This window comes from Bifidobacterium sp. LH_230 (genome assembly GCF_056357555.1).
Window position 1 is genome coordinate 23,213 of record NZ_JBKEWJ010000020.1, and the last position, 18,909, is coordinate 42,121.

Here is an 18,909-nt window from a genome sequence, read left to right on the forward strand (position 1 = left end):
GGAAGCACATCATGGACGTGTCAGGCAACCGCTACTTCAGTTCCATCCCGACCGGCGAGCATCGTTTTGCCGCGCATTTCAGCATCCCCTACCCCAACTCTCGCGTGGACTGGCTGGTCAAGTTCATGGAAAAGCGCACCGCGGAAACCCCGTTGCAGTTCTCCGCCGCGTTCTTCCGCCAGCCGAAACGGGACAAGAACGGCAACTGGACTGGCAAGTGGATCGAACACTGCACGGTCACCGATGCGACCGGCAGCCGCATCGTCAACGAATACTATCCCAAACGTCAGCAGATCCACATCCCGTATCTGCGCTACCGGCTGAACACACGCCAGCTCACGCCGCTGATGAAGGTCAGTTTCCGCCCCGCGTTCGCGGACATGCCCGACTCCCCCGTCGTCACACACGTCGATCGGCTGTGGGACGTGCTCGACTACGACACGGCGATGCGCGGCAACATGCTCACCGACAATGTCGGGGAAGCCGAACCGGACGTGTACGCGATCATCGAGCACACCACCGGAATCGTCATCCCGATCGCGGTCGGCATGAGAGCCGAATTCATCGTCGGCCAAGGCGACATGATGACGATCCGCGTGCTGCCAATGGCCTCCCGCAGCAAATACCGCAGCCACAACGGCAACGAGCGCTACGAAACCGAAGGCACGTACAGCGAGCAGGAACTGCGTGACGACATCGCACGGTGGAGCCGCGAACTCGGCGAGCAGATCGCCAAACGAGACACCGAGGAATTCGCCAACTGGCGTGAAGCGATCAAGGAACTCAAGGAAAGGACCCAGGAATATGACCGCGACAACCAATGACATCATGCTCGACCTCATCATGCGAGCCGATACCGCGCAACTGCTGACCACGCTCGTGCGCCGGCACAACGTCAACGCGACCGTGAGCACCGCGACGCTGCCGTCCGTCGTCTACTTCGACGATCTGATCGAACAGTTCAAGGACGACGACACCGGACTTCCTCCGCTCGAAGACGAAGACGACGGCGACGACAAGCCGCGATGCGTATACGCGTACAACGGCATCGAATCCGACGAGGACTTCGCGGACCTGCGCGACCCGAAGGCGGCCGAACGCGAGAACTGCCAGGAGACGCCGGAGTACTACATCAAGGCGTATTCGTCAGATCCGGGCGACACGGAGCCGACGCTGGAGACGTACTACTACTGCCCGCGCCACTTCGCGCTGAACCTCGGCTACCTGTGCGACACGATGGCCCGCCGCACGCCGGTGATGGAGATGAAGCGCTACATGCTGCGCGGCGAGCTGCCGCCCCGCTACACCATCCAGGAATGGGGCCCGATCGCCTCCCTGCAGTAAGCCGAACGCACCAGCAGCAAACGGCAGAAGAGAAAGGAGCACACATGACCATCATGATTAAGCCGGAAACGCAGGGACTGCGCCGCGGGGCGAAGGCCGTTGGAATCGAATACGCGATCCGCCGCACGCGCGACAAGGCGTGGCTGTTCGACGCGGATTGGGACGGCACCGACACCGCGTGGGAGCCGGATGCGGATAACGCGACCTGGCAGGGCGACCTCGAGGACATCACCCGTCTGGCTCGGCTCAACCACATGCTCGCCTACGACAGCGCCGGCGACCCACAGCTGATGAGCGGGCTGGAATTCGTGGCGCGACCGTGGTTCTACGAGGAGGATTATCTCGATTCGATGGAGGATACGCCGCTTGACGAGCTGGACTTCAGTTTGATCGGCGTGGACCCGGCCGACTTTGTTGCATGATTGCTTGGTGTTTTGTCGGATTTAATACGGTGGGCTTGACGCTCCCTCAGTCCGCTTCGCGGACAGCTCCCTCAGCCGAGGGAGCCGAGAATAAGCACACATCAGTTTAAGTCCGACAAAGTACTAGCGATTGTCGGCAGAAGTCCGGCGGTGATGTGCGGATGCGCAGCCGCACTGCGAGTCGGCGGGATTTCGCAGCGCAGAGAGTGTAGATTGGCAAGAGTAAGGGATATGGCGCAAGGGGGCCTCATGGTCTTGGACATACTGGAAACCACCGGCGACGATGATGCGCTGGATGCACTGATCACGCGAGCCACGGCCAATATGGCCGCATCCGGCGCGGATGAGGCCGACGATCAGGCCGGAGAACGGTTCATTCTGGTCACGCCGGCACGACTGCGCCCTTACGTGGAGCGCCGAGTGCTGGAACATCTGGGCTCGCATCCCACGAGTCTACCGGGCGTGACGCTCGAAGTGCATTCGTTCACGAGCATGGCCCGTTCGGTGATCGGCAACCGGTACGACGGCCGGTATGCGAAACCGGTGGTGAGTCCGTTCACGCTGCGCGCGTTCCTGGCGGCACGCATGCGTCACGATCCGCAGACGTTCCGCACCGCCGGCGAAACGTTCGGTTCCGCGAACCAGTTCGCCGCACAGGTGACGGAACTGCTCAACGCCGGCATCCGGCCACACGACATCACCGGCATGCCCGATCCCGACGATCGTATGCTCGCGTTGGCGAAACTACTCGCACTGGTCGAGGACGAGTTCGGCGACTTCACGATGCCGGGAGCCAACGCAAGCGTAATCGCCCCGTGGGCCGAGGACCACGGCGACCGACTGCACACGTACCTGTACGGATTCGAGCAGATGACGCCCGACGAGCTGCGTTCGTCGGTTGCGATGGCGCAGCATACGCATTGCACGCTGAGCGTGGATTGCTCCGACAGACCCAGTTTCCTGCAGGTGCTTGAACAGTCCTCCGTCGAAGACGGCACGGCAGCGTCAGCGGTTTCGATCGAGACCTCGCTGCCCGACGTGCACGTTCCCGCGAGCGCGGATGCGCATTATGCGACCGACGAGATCGATGAGGTCCGCCGCGTGGCCGCCGCAATCGCTTCGCTGCGGAACGAAGCCGAACAGAACGGTCGTTCCTTCTCCTACGGTGATGTTCTGGTCACGTCCCGCGATCTGAGCCCCTACCAGGCCGCATTGGAAACGGAGTTCGCCTACCGGTCCATTCCGGCGAACGCCACGCCGACCGCGACGATGGCCGACCAGCCGATGGCGGATCTGCTGCTCGGACTGTTGGACGAACGCCTGTATGCGACTGTCCCCGACACGACCACGCTGCTGCGCGTATTCCGGTCCGGGCTGCTGCATGGCCGTTTCTATTGCGCGGAGCGTGACGTGGATCGCGTGGCCGATGCGCTGTATACGAACGATCCGATCGCGGTATGGCTGCCGGAAACACGGCCCTCGCAAGCCGTCGACATCGATGATGCCACGGTCGATACGATCCGTCGCATGCGCGAGTTCATCGAAGAAGCCCGACCGGTATTCGCGCCCGACGGTGTAGACGCCGGCGCAGTCTCCGACCATCGAAACGTGCGTGATGCGCTGAGCGACATCACCCGTTTCCTGGTGCGAATCGGCGTGAATCGACTGGTCTTGTCGAACTCGTCGTCGGCAAGCGCGCAACACCCGCAGAGCGAACGATATCGGCAGCAACGCGAGCGTCTGTTCGAGCAGTCTCGTCTGATCTGGCATATCGTCATGGGCGCGTTCGATTCGCTGGTCTCCAGGTTCTCGGATGAGCCGTTCGCTGATTTCCGTCCGACATTCGTCTCCAACCTGGAAACCATGCTGCGCGAACAGCCGATGCACGGCAAGCCGAGGGCCACGAACGCCGTCGACGTGGTGGCGTTCCCGACTGCGATGCGCCCGTATCGGTATGTGTTCGTGCTCGGCGCCACCGAGTCGGCGCTTCCCGCGGTGCCGCATGAATCCGGTCTGCTGGATGATGCGGAACGGCAACGGCTCGCTTCGGCGCTCGACGCATGCGGCAAGACGGTCGAGGCCGCAGCCTTGCGCACTCTCAGCCTGCAGAGCGCGGCACGACGCGAAATCCTCGCGTTCAACCGCGTGGTTCGCTATGCCGGGCATGTGACATTCCTGTGCCCGCGCGTATGCGCCAACACCTCGCAGGCATTGTCGCCGTTCGTGGCACGGGTTTTGCCGAAGCTGCCTGCCGGCACAACGAACACCGCCAACGGCACGAGGCAAAAGACACGGTGGCAGACCATCGATGACCTGAGCCTGATGGACGCGGACGGTTCGCACGCCGTGCCATTGCAGGATATGCCAGCGGGGCCGCTGGATCGGGGCATCATGCTCGAGCTGTTCACTAAGCCGGCAGATGCCGGCGACGATTCCTCGCCCCGCGTGCTGTCAATGTCCGTCTCGGCCGCCGAAGCGTTCTACGGCAATCCGTTCGAGGTGTTTCTCAATCGCGGCCTGAACCTCCAGCCGGTCGAACCGTTCCAGTTCGATCCGGCCACCAGAGGCAGTTTCTATCATGCGGTGCTGGAGCGGCTGCTCGACGTCAAGATCGCGGCACAACAGGCACAGCGTAACGACGACGATCTGAGCAGCATCCCGAGCGTGTACCGCAACGGCGACGTACTGAAAACGGACAGCGAACTCATCGATCTGTTCGCTCAGCTGGATTTCGTTCCGGAACCGATCCCGGGCTCTGCGCTGCCCGCAACAAGTCTGCTGCAGGAGAACGCCAAATTCGCGATCCTCGCATCCGACCATCGCATGATCGCCGTGCACGATCAGCTCAAGAACGCGCTGCGTCTCTTCCTGCGCGCGCTGGACAACTCGATCGATTCCTGGCGCAACGATCTTCAGCTCGCCGATGCGAGCGCCGCAAGCGAGACCACGAAGAAGGGCAGCAAACGCAAGTCCAAGCAGCCGCTGGTACAGACCGACGACCGGCCGCTGTTTGCGGAGAAACAGTTCGGCGATATCCGCGGTCAGCAAGCCGATTGGCGAGCGCTGGAGTCCACGATCACCGGTCACGCGCCGACCGGCCCGGTCCCGGTGACGCTGCGTATCCGAGGCAAAGTCGATCGTGTCGACGAGATCAGTCGTGGAGATCATCTCGGCTCGCTGATACTCGACTACAAGTCGTCGCCGCGTGTGCTGTTCGACTCGAAAGGCTCCGGAGACAAAGTGTTGTACGGCACCGGTGTCTATTACGGCCACCGGCTGCAACTCTTGACATATGCGCTGGCGGCGGCATGTTCCGGGGAAACGCTGCACGAGATCGCCGGCATGATGTTCCTGCCGATCAAACGAGAAGCAACGAAAGCGGTATTCACCGAGCTACGGCCGCTTCCGGCCGACGCCGGCAATGCAGCGATGGGAATGCTCGCACACGCCGGACTGCACTTGCCGAAAGAAGGCAAGCTCGGTCTCGCCACCGCGGGATGTCTCATCGAACCGTGGAAACCGCGCAATACCAGGGCGAACACACCCCAACCCGTACTCAGCTACGACGATCTGACCGCATTGCAGGAGTATGCGCGACGCATGATCGAGCAGGCTTGCGAGAACATGCTCGACGGCATGATGCCGGTCGCACCGTATCGCACGCTCAACGACGACGACAGCACCAACAGCAACGCCCACGACGGCATGACCTACAGCGATTACCCGGATGTGATGGCGCTTGACCTGCTGGACGGCACGGCATGGCGATACGAACGTCCGAAGACGCTGGATCAGCTGATTGCGGCAGCCCACAACGGGCAACTTGCATACGCGTATGGCATTCAGGAGGAAGCACAGTGAACGACAACCGGTATTTCATCAGTGCATCGGCCGGCACCGGCAAAACCACACGACTGCTGGAAGATGTCATGTCCGATCTGCTGGCGCGAAGCAGTCACGACGCGAACGCATCCATCCGCGAATCGCTGATCATCACGTTCACGGTCGCCGCCGCAACGGAACTGCGCGCCAAACTGAACCGCAATCTCGAGTTCGCGGTCGATTATGCGCAATCGCTTATGGCTGGAGACGATCCGCAGGATACCGAACATTACATCGGCGGCGAGCACGGCGCTCTGACGAACGCGATCCGGCAACATCCGGAGCAGGCCGAACGCGTTTTCGCGAAGGCGGTCAACGAGCTGCCGACCTCGCAGATCAGCACGATCGACGCGCTCAACAAACACATCGTGGACCGCAATGCCGATGCGCTCGATATCGATCCCGGATACCAGATTCTGACGGACGAAGCCATTCGCGACGGACTGCGGAGGCGGATGGTCACCGAGCTGTTCGCCCAATGGTACGATCCCGCGTCGCCCGAGCATGATGCATTCCTCGACCTGCTGGACAATACGGGCGGAGCGGACCGCGACGACACGTTGGCCACGGAGATCCTGCGCTTGTACGATCAGGCACAGACCAAGCCGAACGGATTGGAATGGCTGTCCACATTGTCCGAACCGTACCGGGCGCGATTCGCCGGCAAACGACCTGCGCGTGGCATCAGCTGGCTGGTCGACGACTATGTCGACCAGCAGCACATCGAACTGGAGCAGTTGCGGCAGTCCGCCGCGACGATGCTGGCCGGATTGGCGGACGATGGCCGTGACGGCATGCGGCTGTTGCATGACTGCGCCGCGTTCCGCAATGTGTTCGCCGCGCTGGATGATGTCTACGCGGCATACGACACCGGCTCGTGGGACGATGTCATCTCATGCCTCGCCCGCGTCGACGATGCCGTGGACCAGATCAAAGCCAAGCCGGGCGGAGGCCTATATTCCAGTCTCAATCCCCAGTGGGAAGCCGTGGTGCAGGACGTGTTCCCGACCATCGGCAAAGGCACGGACGGTAACAAAACCGCGATGGGAACGCTGCAGATGGTGGTCAAACATGCCACGGCACTGCGCGAACTGTTCGCGCTGCCCGCCGACAGCACGGATGCGCTCAGTGCCGTTGCCGAGCGACGCATCGATATGCTGGTGCGTGCGACCGAAGCGTTCGCGGACCGTTATGACACCGAGAAGCAGCGGCTGGCGTTGCAGGACTTCTCCGACATCGCGCATCTGGCCATTCAGGCACTGCGTATGCCCGACGTGCTGCGTCGCGCCAACGAGCAATGGCAATACATCTACGTGGACGAATGCCAGGACAACAACGCGTTGCAGAACGAGTTCATCGATCTGATCGGCCGCGACGCGGCGAAGGTGACGATGGTCGGCGACGTCAAGCAGAGCATCTACGGATTCCGGTACGCACAGCCCGAAGAGTTCCGCAAGAAAAGCCGGGAAGTGACGCAGGAACATCAGTCCACGCTGGTGCGCAACTTCCGTTCGGTGCCGGAGATCCTCATCTTCGCCAACACGGTATTCGATCATCTGATGCACGAAGATATGGGCGGCGCGGATTATCTGCAGGATCGTTTCCAGCTCAACGCAGTGCCGCAACAGTACGATGCCGCCGCCGTGGAACTGCTCATACGCCAGCTTCCGGACGACGATGACGGCAGCGATGACGATCCGATCACCGAGCCGAGCAACGTGCAACTGTCACGCAGCAGCAACAACCAGCAGCAGGTCGATATGATCGTGCGCCGCATCCACCGTCTGCATGACGAGGAGGGATACCAGTACGGCGATATCGCGATACTGGAACGCAGCTCGAAACTGTTCACGGAACTCTACGATGCGCTAATCGCCGACGATGTTCCCGTCGAGATCGGCGGCGTGGGCGACTACTACAAGAAACCGGAGATCCTGATCGCGTTGGACTGGCTGCGCGCGATCGACAATCCGCATCGGGACGTGCCGTTGGTCGCCCTGCTGCGCGCGTTCGGCATCACCGACAACGCACTGGCCATCATGCGACTGTCCGGCCGGGGATGCTTCTACGACATCCTGCGGCGGATCGCACGGCAAGCCGATGCGTCCAGTCCATCCGGAAAGGGCGACGGCAGCGACACCGCACCGTCGACCGCGCTGGATGAATCGACCGTGCAGCAAATGACCGCGTTCCTCGAGTCGCTCGAGAACTTCCGCGACTATGCGGCCACCCATCCGATCGACGAACTGCTGTGGCACATCTATACGGAAACCGGATGGTACGACTATTGCGGCCAACTGCCCGACGGCAAGCAGCGTCAGGCCAACCTGACCCAACTGTGCGCCAAGGCCCGCACCTTCGAAAACACCGGCGAGCGCGGGGTGCACGCGTTTTTGGACGCCGTGGATCAGTGGGCGCAAAACGACGATAAGGAAGTCAATGAGGAGGCCTCCACCCAGCCCACCAGGGACGCGGTGCACATCACCTCCATTCATCAGGCCAAGGGTCTGCAGTGGAAGGTCGTGATACTCGCGGATTCAACTTCGAAGGTCTATAACGAGCAAAACGTACCGCAATACGTGACCATTCCCAAACCAGGCGATCCGAATCACGGCATCGCGGCATGCAATCTACTCGACGGGCACGCGCAGGTCAGGTTGGAGACGTTCCAGCGCAAGCAGATCGCCAAGATGGTGTACAGGCAATCCATCGAGGAGCAGTTGCGACTGCTGTACGTGGCGTTGACGCGGCCGGAGCGCAAGCTCATCATCGCCGGCGTGTTCAACCAGGACCCCGAAACCGCGTTGCAGAACATGCTGCCGACGTCCGTACGCGACGACGGAACCGTGGAATATGACAGCATCACCGGATCCGAGCGGTATCTGAATTGGATCGTCAGCGCACTATGGGCGGGCAGCAAGCACACCGTGACGGAAGACGGATTCGGGTATCGCGCCGTGCAGTCGGACGGCACGCCGGACGGGTTGCTGAATGCGGTTATGCCGGTTCCCGACGGTCTGGACGCGGATAGTTTCGCCGGCAACGCGACGTCACGACTCATCTCTTGGACGTTTGATTATTCTGCTATAGCGAAGCAATCAGATGGCGCGGATCACGCCGAAGCCAGTGCAGTCGCAGCGCAACGGCCGTCCGCGGCCGCGTTCGTATCCGTCGATCAGCGGGTTCCGGATCGCGAGCGCATACCGGTCACGATCAACGCGTCCGGCATCCGTTCCTGGGCCGAGCTGACGGCACCGCCCGAGCTGGACGACGATGATGACGCGGATCCGTCGGCGGTTTCGGGCGAAGCCGGCGTACAGGACAATGCGGACGAGCGCTCGTGGCGGTTCTCCTCCTACCCGTTGCCGGACTTCCTCACGGACGCCGGGCACGGCCCGTCCCCGGCCGAGATCGGCACCGGCGTGCACAACGTGCTCGAGCAGTTCGACTGGTCGACGCCGCCGGATGCGGCCGCGTGCGCCGAGCAGCTGCGCAAGGTGATCCATCGTCTTGAGATGACGCAGATCATCTCCGCTGCGGCCGCGCGCCAGATCGAGCAGGGGCCGCTGTTCGACGGAATGATGTGGTTCGTGTGCCCGGGCGACGATGGGGCGGACGACGTAGGGACGTCGCTGCCGGCGGGCATCCGATCCCATCGCGGACGGCTGTTCCGCGAGGCTCCGTTCTCGCTGCTGCTCGATGATCGCGAGTTGCGCAGGATCGCGGATCCGAACGGGGCGCATGGTTCCGGCGAGTTCGGTTCCGCGAGGGACGGCGAGGCGTCGGCGGATGCCGGAATCGTCGTGCGCGGCGTGATCGACGGCTACTATGTCGACGACGAGACGCGCAGCATCGTGTTGTTCGATTACAAAACCGACGCGGTGTGGGACGAGGAGCGTGATGACCTCGCGCACTGGGAGCGGCGGCTTCACGACGACTATGTCGGGCAGCAGGCCCTGTACGCCAAGGCGCTGGAACGGCTTTACCCCGGTTACGCGGTCATACAGCGCTGGCTGGTCGGTTTGGCCGGGCAGCGGTTCATCGACGTGGCGAGGTAGGCAATCGTTCTGGTGTTGCGGGAGGATTCGAGGTGACGGGTATTTCACCCCCCTCAGTCAGCTGCGCTGACAGCTCCCCCTTCAGGGGGAGCAAATCTGGTTGAAGCTGTCTTCCGAGCTGTTTTCCATGACGGCTCCCCCTTCAGGGGGAGCAAATCTTGCGCTTTTCCGTCACTGCTAGCGGCATCGCAGACACCCCCTTCAGGGGAGCAAATGTTCGTAACCGTCTATGAAAACAGTCGTGATCGCCACCGCGAAACAGATGACCGATATCGCGATATGCTGTTGTGCCCCCTATCCTAGTTCATGCATAGGCGTCGTGTCTTTGCTCCCCCTAAAGGGGCCAAACAGCCCAAGACAAACCACACCCCACCTAAGTCGTGTCTTTGCTCCCCCTGAAGGGGGAGCTGTCAGCACAGCTGACTGAGGGGGTGACACACTCCACCACCCTCATTCCCGCTAAAGCGCCGTCCCATCACCACATCAGTTCGCAGCTGCTCCGGCCGATGCTCATCTGGCATCCCGCGGCGGGCGCGAGACGGAACATCGCCAGGAACCCCTGCAACAGTTCCGGCCCGCCGCAGTCGAGCAATCGGGCGGCCGCACGCAGCAGATACGCGTACTCCTGGTTGCAGCCGAACATCTTGGTGCCGCCGCTGATATGCGGGGACACGTAACGCTTCGCGGCAGCGGCGAACACGCCCTCCCACGCGCCGGCATCCGCGCCGGCCAACAGCTGCATGCGCTGATTGGGAGACAGGTACCGGCCTCCGAACCGGTCGCTCAGTGCGATCATCCACGCCGGCGACAATTCGTAACGGAAATCGTCCAGATGATCGCCATGATCGTACTGTCCGTTGCCCTCCATCGGCGTGCGGAAATGCGATTCCGCCTGCTCGAACAGCGGATGGTCGACGATGCGCCGAATCACGCGATCCGGCACCAACTGGTTCTCCATCACCTGCGCGAGCAACGGGTATTGTTCCGCGCGAGTCCGCCAATCAGCGCGCGGTTTCCATGCGTGATCGACGCGATGATCATCGGTCATAGTCGTCTCCTTCTTCTCGCTGACCGCCGGCGAGCGGTCTGTCGTCGCACGATTCAGTATCGCGATATCAGCCGCTGCGGGCGATATCGGCACGGCAACGCTTCCGGTCGCACGGCGATCGTCATTCCCCGCCGCGACACCGCTTTCGGCATCCCGCAGTCGTATCAACTGGTGAATATGCAGACCCGCCAGTCTCGGATCGTCGCAGCCACGAACATTGCCACGCACCCAATCGGCCAGCGGCACGTCATCCTGCTGGCCGATCATGTCCGCCCAATCGTCGAAGGCCTGCGTAGCGGCAAGCATCTTCGCATGGCCGTCATTGACGAGACGGCTGAGATGGCACCGCTCGCATAACGGGAGAATCCATCCCGTGCGCGGGCGGCGGATGTCGTCCTGCGCGCCGCAATCGACGCACGTACACGTCGACAGGCTCTCGTACATGGCGATCAGCGAGCGCATCAGTTTGGCCAGATCCAGCCACTCCGCCGACCGTTCCTCGCGCGCCATCGCATCCCACTCCTCGTCGTCGAAATACACGCGCAGACCGCCGTATTTCTCCTTGACCTGATCGAGTTTGAACCCGGTCAGGCCAAGGCCGATCACGGTCTGCATGTCGTCAAGCAGTTCGGCGCCGAACCGGACTTTCCATCCCGCCGGCATCTGCTCGAGATCCGCAGCCCACGGCCAGTGGCGCTGCAGGGCTTTGACGAGTTTGATATTCGAGCGCCAGCTTACCGCGAACAGGTCGCGCAGGACCGGCAGCGACGGCTTGCCGGTGATGACGCGCATGCGTTCCTCGCCGCTCATGCCCGGTTCCAGATGCGGTTCATGCTCGTACAACAGGCGCGAATCCGCAGCGTATTCACGCAGCCAGCCGGTCAATGCGCCGACCACCGCGTCTCGATCATGCCGGTCGAGCGCGGTGAACTCACGTTCCAGATCATGCCGTCTTGCGTCGTATTTTGCGGCTTGACGTGCGTCTCCGTTGTCTTGATCGTGATCGCGGCTGGTTGCAGCCAAGCCAATCAGCATCGCTTCGAGCGCCCGGTAGGCGTCGTAGTCCATCCGATACAGGTCGGCGGTCGTGTGACCGTCAAAATCGACATCATCCCAGCGCAGCCGGTGATTCAACAGCCGTCGGTCGTCAGCGGACAACGGCGACATCGCATCAATCGTCTCCCAGTTCATGCGACTCAGGCACGCATTGCGCGCGCCGGCCTGCGATGTGGCCGTCAATTCCGCTCCGCGGCCGGGATACAACGGCTCCGGCAACCTGCCCGGTTTCGTACACACGGACTGTTTCATCCGGCCCAGCGCCTTGTCTGAATCCCGCGATTCCGCCGCGGGCAGCTCTGGCAGCTCCTCGCAGGTGACGCGGTAGACGAACCTGGCCTCATCCCAATGGAACCGGTACGTGTACTCGTTGGCAAGATCCTTCTTCATGCGCATGGCCCGCTCCTTCCTGTCGTGTGGCGGCAACGTCTCTGATAGGAACAACCGGACAATTGGCGCGAGCATCAGGCATCTTGCCGGAATACGCGCCGCCGGTCGGACCAGTCGTCCGACGCGGCCCGCGGCACCGTACCGCGGCGGACCGAATATGGACTAGGCTTAGGTCTTATGGAACTTACTGTTTTGAACCATCCGCTGGTCGAGCACAAGCTCACCGTGCTGCGCGACAAGAACACCTCCTCCGCCACCTTCCGCGAGCTCGTCTCCGAGCTCGTCATGCTGGAGGCATACGAAGCGACCCGCAATCTCGACGTGGTCGACAAGCCGATCGAAACGCCGGTCGCTCCGATGGTCGGCAAGCACATCGCAGAGCCGCGCCCGATCATCGTGCCCGTGCTGCGCGCCGGCCTTGGCATGCTCGACGGCATGACCAAGATGATCCCGTCCGCCGAAGTCGGTTTCCTCGGCATGAAGCGCGACGAGGAACACCCGACCCAGCAGATCACCTACGCGAACCGCCTGCCCGACGACCTGACCGGCCGCCAGTGCTTCCTCATCGACCCGATGCTCGCTACTGGCGGCACGCTCGTCGCCGCCACGCACTATCTGGCCGAACGCGGCGCCAAGGACGTCACCGCGGTGTGCATCATCGCCGCGCCGGAAGGCATCCAGTTCGTGCAGGAACACATCGACCCGTCCATCGACTTCAAGGTCGTCGTGTGCGCGGTCGACGAGAAGCTCAACGACAAGTGCTACATCGTGCCGGGTCTGGGCGACGCCGGCGACCGCCTCTACGGTGTGGTCGACTGACGGCGACTTCTCCAACTTGCCCCGCTGGGAATGGTCTCGGCGGGGCACATTCATATGCCTTCATGGGTTTGCCCTGCTAAGAGCGTCCTTAGCGGGGCAACTTCCTGACGGAGCCGCCACCCTACCCCGCCAGATCCATTCCCGCGGGGCGGAACCCATACGTTCTCAGGGAACCGCCCCGCTAAGGCATCCTTAGCGGGGGCAACATCAGGAAGGTTTCTTCGTTCTGCCCCGCAGGGAGCTGCTCAAATAGGGCAAAGCCCATACGCCATAGGGGGAACCGCCCCGCAAAGCCCCACTCGCGTATGATGCCATGGAGTTGCCCCCGCTGAGTGATCCCAGCGGGGGCAAAACCCCGAAGACGTCATCGTTCTACCCCGCCCGGTCCATTTCCCGCGGGACAGAACCCACATGTTCTCAGGGAACCGCCCCGCAAAGTAGCCATCCAGTGGGGCAACATACGCAGATCATCATGAATGTGCCCCGCTGAGACCATTCCACAGCGGGGCACATTCATATGCTTTCATGGGTTTGCCCCGCCAAGGACTCTCCCAGCGGGGCAACTTCCTGATATTGTCTCGGATCTGCCCCGCGGAGCCGCCCGCTAGCGGGGCGAAACCCTTATGCCGTCAGGAATCCGCCCCGCAAAAGCCTCCGATCGAGACCAAGCCGCGCCCACGCAGCCGCGCAGCCCAACCCAACGTCACCGCTCGGGCACGAACGCCTCGAAGATATGGCGGTCGAACCATCCGTCGCACTCGGCCAGCTCGTCACTGCTGCGCACGGTCCACGACACGGCCGTCGCGCCCATCGCACGCGCCAACCGCACCTGCGGGCTGTTGCCGCCCGTCCAGTCGTACGCCACGAAATCGGGCCGCGACAGGAAATCGAACACGAGCAGACCGGCTGCCCACTCCGGCACACCGCCTTCGCCGTTGATCTTCGGCTGCCACGACAGCTGGCCGCGGCACACCTCCGGACGGTGGTTCTTGTACCATTCCACGGCCCGCGGGTTGAACGACTCGATCACATACGCGCCGTCGTACGTCTGCAGCAGCGCGTCGCCCTTCTCCATCAGCTCTTCCTCGCGCGCGCCGAACGCGGCGTTGTCGTCGAACTTGTACTCCACGATCAGCGGCACGCGGCCGTCGACCACGCGCAGCACGTCCTCGAACAGCGGCACGTGCTGGTAGTAGCCGGCCGGCGGATTCGCGGGGGTCGTGACGGTCGCCGGGTCGTCGGCACCGGGCAGTTCGGACGCGACCGCGGTGCCCGGCGCGTCGTTCGGGAACAGCGGGATGCGGGTCAGCTCGTCGTACGTCAGATCGGCCACGCGGCGCGGATCGCCGGCCGCGCGCTTGAGATCGGGATCGTGCACGACGATGACCTGGCCGTCCGCGCTCAGCTGCAAATCGAGTTCGATGCCGTAACCGGCCTCCGCGGCGGCGGCGAACGCGGCGAGCGAGTTCTCCGGCGCGATCGACGTGGTGACGGACGGGTCGCCGTAGCCGGCCTTCATGGCCATGCGACGCGCGCGGGCCACGTATTCGCCGCTTTCGATCGCATACTGCGGGGTCAGGCCGGAACCGGCGTCGTGCAGACCGCGGTGCGCATACCAGACGTCCGGCACGGACGGCACGTAGTTGTGCTGCTTGTCGGTGAACGAGCGCGGCTTGATCGCCCACGCCGCGGCTCCGGCGGCCACCGCGCCGCCGACGAGAAGATGCTTGAGGAACGTATTGGATGCCATGGTTTCCTCCCTTAGGCCACCCGCTTGGATTTCCATTCCGAGCCTAGCCCACACTCTGCCCCGGCACAAACGGCCTCACAAACGACGCAAGCCGTGCGGATGCGGCGAGGCGTAACGCTACATACACACGGCTTTGCGGAGAACCATCGCACGGCAGAATCGCTTGACGAGTCGCGATCGACTGTTGCGGACGGTTTGAAACAATGATTCCGCGCGGATGACGCCCCGGCCAATCGCGCACCGGGTCACGCTCCACGCGGAATCGGTTATTCAGTTATCGGCATTCGGCTGTTTCGATCAGCCGGCAGATCGACCGACAGCGACCAGCCGGGGCGGGATCACTCGCCGGCTTCGGCGAGCGCCTTCGCGTGACGCTCGGCCAGCTCGGCCTTGATCTGCGGCTCCATCTTCTCGTACTTGCGGTAGAAGCACATGATCACGCCGACGATGATGTAGACGATGACTGGCAGCCAGATGAAGCAGAAGCTGATCGCGTCCTGCGCGGACTGCGACTGGACTTCCTTGTTGGCGTCGTAGCCGGCCGCGCCCATGATCTCGAGCGGCAGGAACGCGCCGAAGCCGGAGCCGACCTGGATGCAGAACGCGGAGCCGACGGCGGTCAGGAAGCCGGCCGCGTGCACGCCGGTCTTCCACTCGCCGTAGTCGACGGTGTCGGCGAGCATGCCGAACGGCATACCGATGGCGATGGCCGCACCGAACACGCCGATGGTCCAGAAGATGACGAGCAGCGGGACGTTGGTGCCGGCGAGCGGCATGAGGGCCTGACCGATGCCGCCGATGACGAGGCCGATGATCATGGTCAGGGTCTTGTTCTTGGTCTTATTGGCGATGATCGGCATGGCGATGGTGCCGAGCAGGCCGAGGACCTGCACGCCGTTGAACAGCGAGGTCAGGTTGCGGTTGTCGAGCACGTACTGCGCGTAGTAGGTGGACACGCCGTTACGGGTGGACTGGGCGACCCAGTAGATCACGAACGCGACGACGAGGATGATCCACGGCCAGTTGCCCTTGGCGGCCTTGAAGGAATCCTTCAGCGGGATCGGCTTGTTGAGTTCGGGGTGGTAGTTGCGCTCGTTGAGGTTCTTGAAGGAGAACAGGAGCAGCGCGATGGCGATGACGCCCCAGATCGCGGTGACGATCATGAAGCCGGCCTTGTCGCCGCCGCCGACCATGGCGCCGAAGACGCCGACCAGCGGGATGGTGAAGGACGAGGTGATGAAGGAGCCGATCTGGCCGCCGGCCATGCGGAAGGAGTTGGCGTTGTTGCGCTCGGTCGGGTCGGAGGTGAGGTTCGGCAGGATGGCGGTGATCGGGGTCTGGATGCCGGTGTAGACGGCGCCGGCGGCCAGGATGTAGGTGATCAGCGCGTACGCGAACTTGGGCGCGCCTTCCGGCAGGCTCGGCGCGGTGAACGCGATCCACACGGTGACCGCGAACGGCACGCACAGCCACAGGAACCACGGGCGGGACTGGCCCCACTTGGTGTTGGTGTGGTCGACGATGGAGCCCCACACGATCGCGGAGATCGCGTCGGCGAAGCGGGCGACGAGCAGGATGGTCGCCGCGCCCAGCGCGCCGGCGGCCGGGATGTGGAAGACGTTGGTGTAGAAGTACATGATGTACGACGAGATCGTCACGTACAGCAGGTTGCCGGCCATGTCGGTGAAGGAGTAGGCGATCTTCTCCTTCGTGGAAAGCTTCACTGCGGAAGCGTCCTGAGTTGCAGCACTCATTGTTGTTCCTTCTTCGTTGATTGGTGAAAAACTGTTACGTTGTCATCTCGAGCGGAGCGAAGTCACCTCACTGTCATCTCGAGCGGAGCGAAGCGCAGTCGAGAGATCTTTCGATGCGATATGCTCGCGTAAGATTTCTCCACTCGCTTCGCTCGGTCGAAACGACAGAGTGGGAACCGCTCCGCTCAGTCGAAATGACAGAGGCTGGCCCAATGCCCAGCCGAGGAGACCGAGAGCAAGGGATCAGAAGTCCGAATCGAACCAGACCTGCATCTGGCCGATCTCGCGGTTGGCCCACGCGTAGTACGGGATGAGCTTGAGGTCGTAGGACTTCTCCCCGACCGGGTGCTCCTCGACGTCCGCGTACAGCGGGAAGTCGTCGCCGTCGTGCGTGCGCTTGGTGGCCGGGATCGTGATGACCTCCACGCCGTCCAGCTCGCCGAAGTGGTACTCGGCCTTCGCGCGGTCGGCGTCGTGGCTGCCGATGTGGTAGTTCCACAGCGGCGCGGTGTTGTCGGTCTCCTCGGCGCAGAACACGATCGGTCCGCGCATCACGGCGATCTTGCCGATGTCGTGGCGCACGAGCGTCTTCGAGCGCATGAACTTCACGGCCATGTCGAGGTCGAGCGTCACGGTCGTCGTCTCGCCGGCGGCCGCGGCGACCGTCACGAACCCGTCGACGACCGGCAGGCGGCGCGCGTCCTCGCCGTTCACGGTCATCTCATGCTTGGATGCGGACCAGCTCGGGATACGCACGAGGAACTTCACCGGTTCCGCGCCTTCCGGCACGCTCACCGTGAACTCGATATGGCCGTCCCACGGGAAGTTGGACTTCTGCGAGACCTTCACGCCGTCGAAAAACTCGGCATCGTTCGCGATGAACTGGTGGGCGATGATCTCGCGGCGATCCTCGTGCACGGTGTACAGGTAGCGGTCCACGGACGCGATGAGACGGGCAATATTGGCCGGGCAGCACGCGCAGCCGAACCATTCGGCGCGGTGCATGAGCACGTGGTAGCGGTCGGGGTTGTGCTCGGTGGCCTGCGGGTCGGCCTCGAGCGCGTTCACGTAGTAGAAGTGCTTGCCGTCGAGCGCGATGCCGGCGATGGAGCCGTTGAACAGCTCCTTCTCAAGCACGTCGGCGTATTCGCCGCGCGTCTCGAGTTCGAGCATCTGGCGTGCGAGGAAGCTCATGGCGACGGACGCGCAGGTCTCGCCGTACATGGTGTCGCTCGGCAGGTCGTAGTCGTAGGTGAATGCCTCGCCGACGTGCGTCGAGCCGACGCCGCCGGTGATGTACATGCGCTTGGTGACGATGTTGTGCCACAGGCGCTTGGCGGTCTCCTCGAGCTCCTTGTCGCCGGTCAGGCGGGCGACGTGGGCGACGCCGGTGAGCATGTAGCCGACGCGCACGGCGTGGCCTTCGGCGGTTTGCTGCTGGCGGATCGGGCGGGCGGTCTGCGTGTACTCGTGCGTCCAGCCGCGCATCTGCGGGAAGATGTCGGTCGAGCCGTCGCCGATCTTCTCGTTCTGCTTGTCGTAGAAGCTCGGGTCCTTGCCGCGCACGTCGATGAAGAACTGCGCGAGCTTCAGGTACTTGTCCTCGTGGGTGACCTCGAACAGGCGGGCGAGCGCGAGCTCGATCTCCGGATGACCGTCGGCGCCGGGGATCTTGCCGTCGGTCTCGCCGAAGTTCGCGTCGAGGCAGTCGGCCATCTTCTTGGCGACGTCGAGCGCCTGCTCGTTGCCGGTGACTTCGTAGTACGCGACGGCGGCCTCGATGTAGTGGCCCATCACGTACATTTCGTGGCTCTGCTGGATCTGGGTGAAGCAGTTGCGCTTGGCGAACGCGCCCGACTTGATGATGTACGGGGTGTCAAGGTAGCCGTCCGGGCGCTGGGCGCGGGCGATGAGGTCGACGAGCTTGTCGCACAGTTCCTTGAGCTGGTCGTCCGGCTCGTATGCGAGCGAGTACGCGGCTTCCTCAAGCCACTTGTACACGTCGGAATCCTGGAAGACGAAGCCCTTGAACTCGCCCTTCTCGTCGCCGGCGGCGATGCGCAGGTTGCGCACGGCGCGGCTGTAGTGGTAGTCGATATCCTGCTTGGCACCGGACGGGTCGCGCGGGATGTCGATCTTCTGTTCGTCGTTGATGACCGCCCACTGGTAGGGGATCACTTCCTTGGCAACGTTCTCACGATACCGCTTCCAGAACGGCGAAGTGACCGTGACATGTTGCGTAGTCATGGTGCGTCCTTTCGACACTGTAGGTACTGCTTACTGCTGTTGTTTCCGGCCGTCGGGAGAGGTCCGCTGCCATGCGGTGGCGCCCTTTCGGCTGTTGTCGATGACGATATTAAGTGAGCGTTAACTGTCGCGTCCGCAG

Annotated in this window: 10 protein-coding genes; 6 read left to right on the forward strand and 4 right to left on the reverse strand. The window is 63.0% G+C overall.

Annotation, left to right across the window (positions count from 1 at the left end):
* The first annotated feature begins 11 nt into the window (after positions 1–11).
* From AC1A0G_RS09505 to AC1A0G_RS09525, 5 genes are all read left to right on the forward strand, one after another.
* Positions 12–824 carry a hypothetical protein gene (locus tag AC1A0G_RS09505; protein ID WP_476529239.1) on the forward strand — a complete coding sequence of 271 codons (813 nt, stop codon included), beginning with the start codon at positions 12–14 and terminating at the stop codon, positions 822–824.
* Positions 805–1,344: a hypothetical protein gene (locus tag AC1A0G_RS09510; RefSeq protein ID WP_476529241.1), complete on the forward strand. Its 540-nt coding sequence runs from the start codon at positions 805–807 to the stop codon at positions 1,342–1,344. The genes AC1A0G_RS09505 and AC1A0G_RS09510 overlap by 20 nt, the downstream gene beginning before the upstream one ends.
* A 44-nt stretch (positions 1,345–1,388) precedes the next feature.
* Entirely contained in the window at positions 1,389–1,766 is a 378-nt protein-coding gene (locus tag AC1A0G_RS09515; RefSeq protein WP_476529243.1) for a hypothetical protein, read from the forward strand.
* Between the two features lie 249 nt (positions 1,767–2,015).
* Positions 2,016–5,627 carry a PD-(D/E)XK nuclease family protein gene (locus tag AC1A0G_RS09520; RefSeq protein WP_476529244.1) on the forward strand — a complete coding sequence of 1,204 codons (3,612 nt, stop codon included), beginning with the start codon at positions 2,016–2,018 and terminating at the stop codon, positions 5,625–5,627.
* Positions 5,624–9,706: a UvrD-helicase domain-containing protein gene (locus tag AC1A0G_RS09525; RefSeq protein ID WP_476529246.1), complete on the forward strand. Its 4,083-nt coding sequence runs from the start codon at positions 5,624–5,626 to the stop codon at positions 9,704–9,706. The genes AC1A0G_RS09520 and AC1A0G_RS09525 overlap by 4 nt, the downstream gene beginning before the upstream one ends.
* Before the next feature lie 475 nt (positions 9,707–10,181).
* Here the strand turns inward: AC1A0G_RS09525 and AC1A0G_RS09530 are convergent, their stop codons facing one another.
* Positions 10,182–12,206 (reverse strand): hypothetical protein, encoded by a 2,025-nt coding sequence (locus AC1A0G_RS09530; protein WP_476529248.1) that lies wholly within the window; start codon positions 12,204–12,206, stop codon positions 10,182–10,184.
* Between the two features lie 171 nt (positions 12,207–12,377).
* Here AC1A0G_RS09530 and upp point away from each other — a divergent pair, with 171 nt between their 5' ends.
* Positions 12,378–13,019, forward strand: a complete 642-nt coding sequence (gene upp, locus AC1A0G_RS09535) for a uracil phosphoribosyltransferase (protein ID WP_476529249.1) — start codon at positions 12,378–12,380, stop codon at positions 13,017–13,019.
* Between the two features lie 703 nt (positions 13,020–13,722).
* On the opposite strand, the gene AC1A0G_RS09540 is transcribed toward upp, so the two are convergent.
* The 3 genes from AC1A0G_RS09540 to AC1A0G_RS09550 all read right to left on the reverse strand — a co-directional run bounded on the left by AC1A0G_RS09540 (position 13,723) and on the right by AC1A0G_RS09550 (position 18,770).
* The gene (locus AC1A0G_RS09540; RefSeq protein ID WP_476529251.1) at positions 13,723–14,769 is read right to left on the reverse strand and encodes a glycerophosphodiester phosphodiesterase family protein; all 1,047 of its coding nucleotides are present in this window, start codon (positions 14,767–14,769) and stop codon (positions 13,723–13,725) included.
* Positions 14,770–15,107: 338 nt separating this feature from the next.
* Positions 15,108–16,523, reverse strand: a complete 1,416-nt coding sequence (locus AC1A0G_RS09545) for an MFS transporter (protein WP_476529253.1) — start codon at positions 16,521–16,523, stop codon at positions 15,108–15,110.
* A 243-nt stretch (positions 16,524–16,766) separates the two neighbouring features.
* A complete protein-coding gene (locus AC1A0G_RS09550; protein ID WP_476529255.1) occupies positions 16,767–18,770 on the reverse strand; it encodes a glycoside hydrolase family 127 protein in 2,004 nt (667 codons plus the stop codon).
* Positions 18,771–18,909 lie beyond the last annotated feature (139 nt).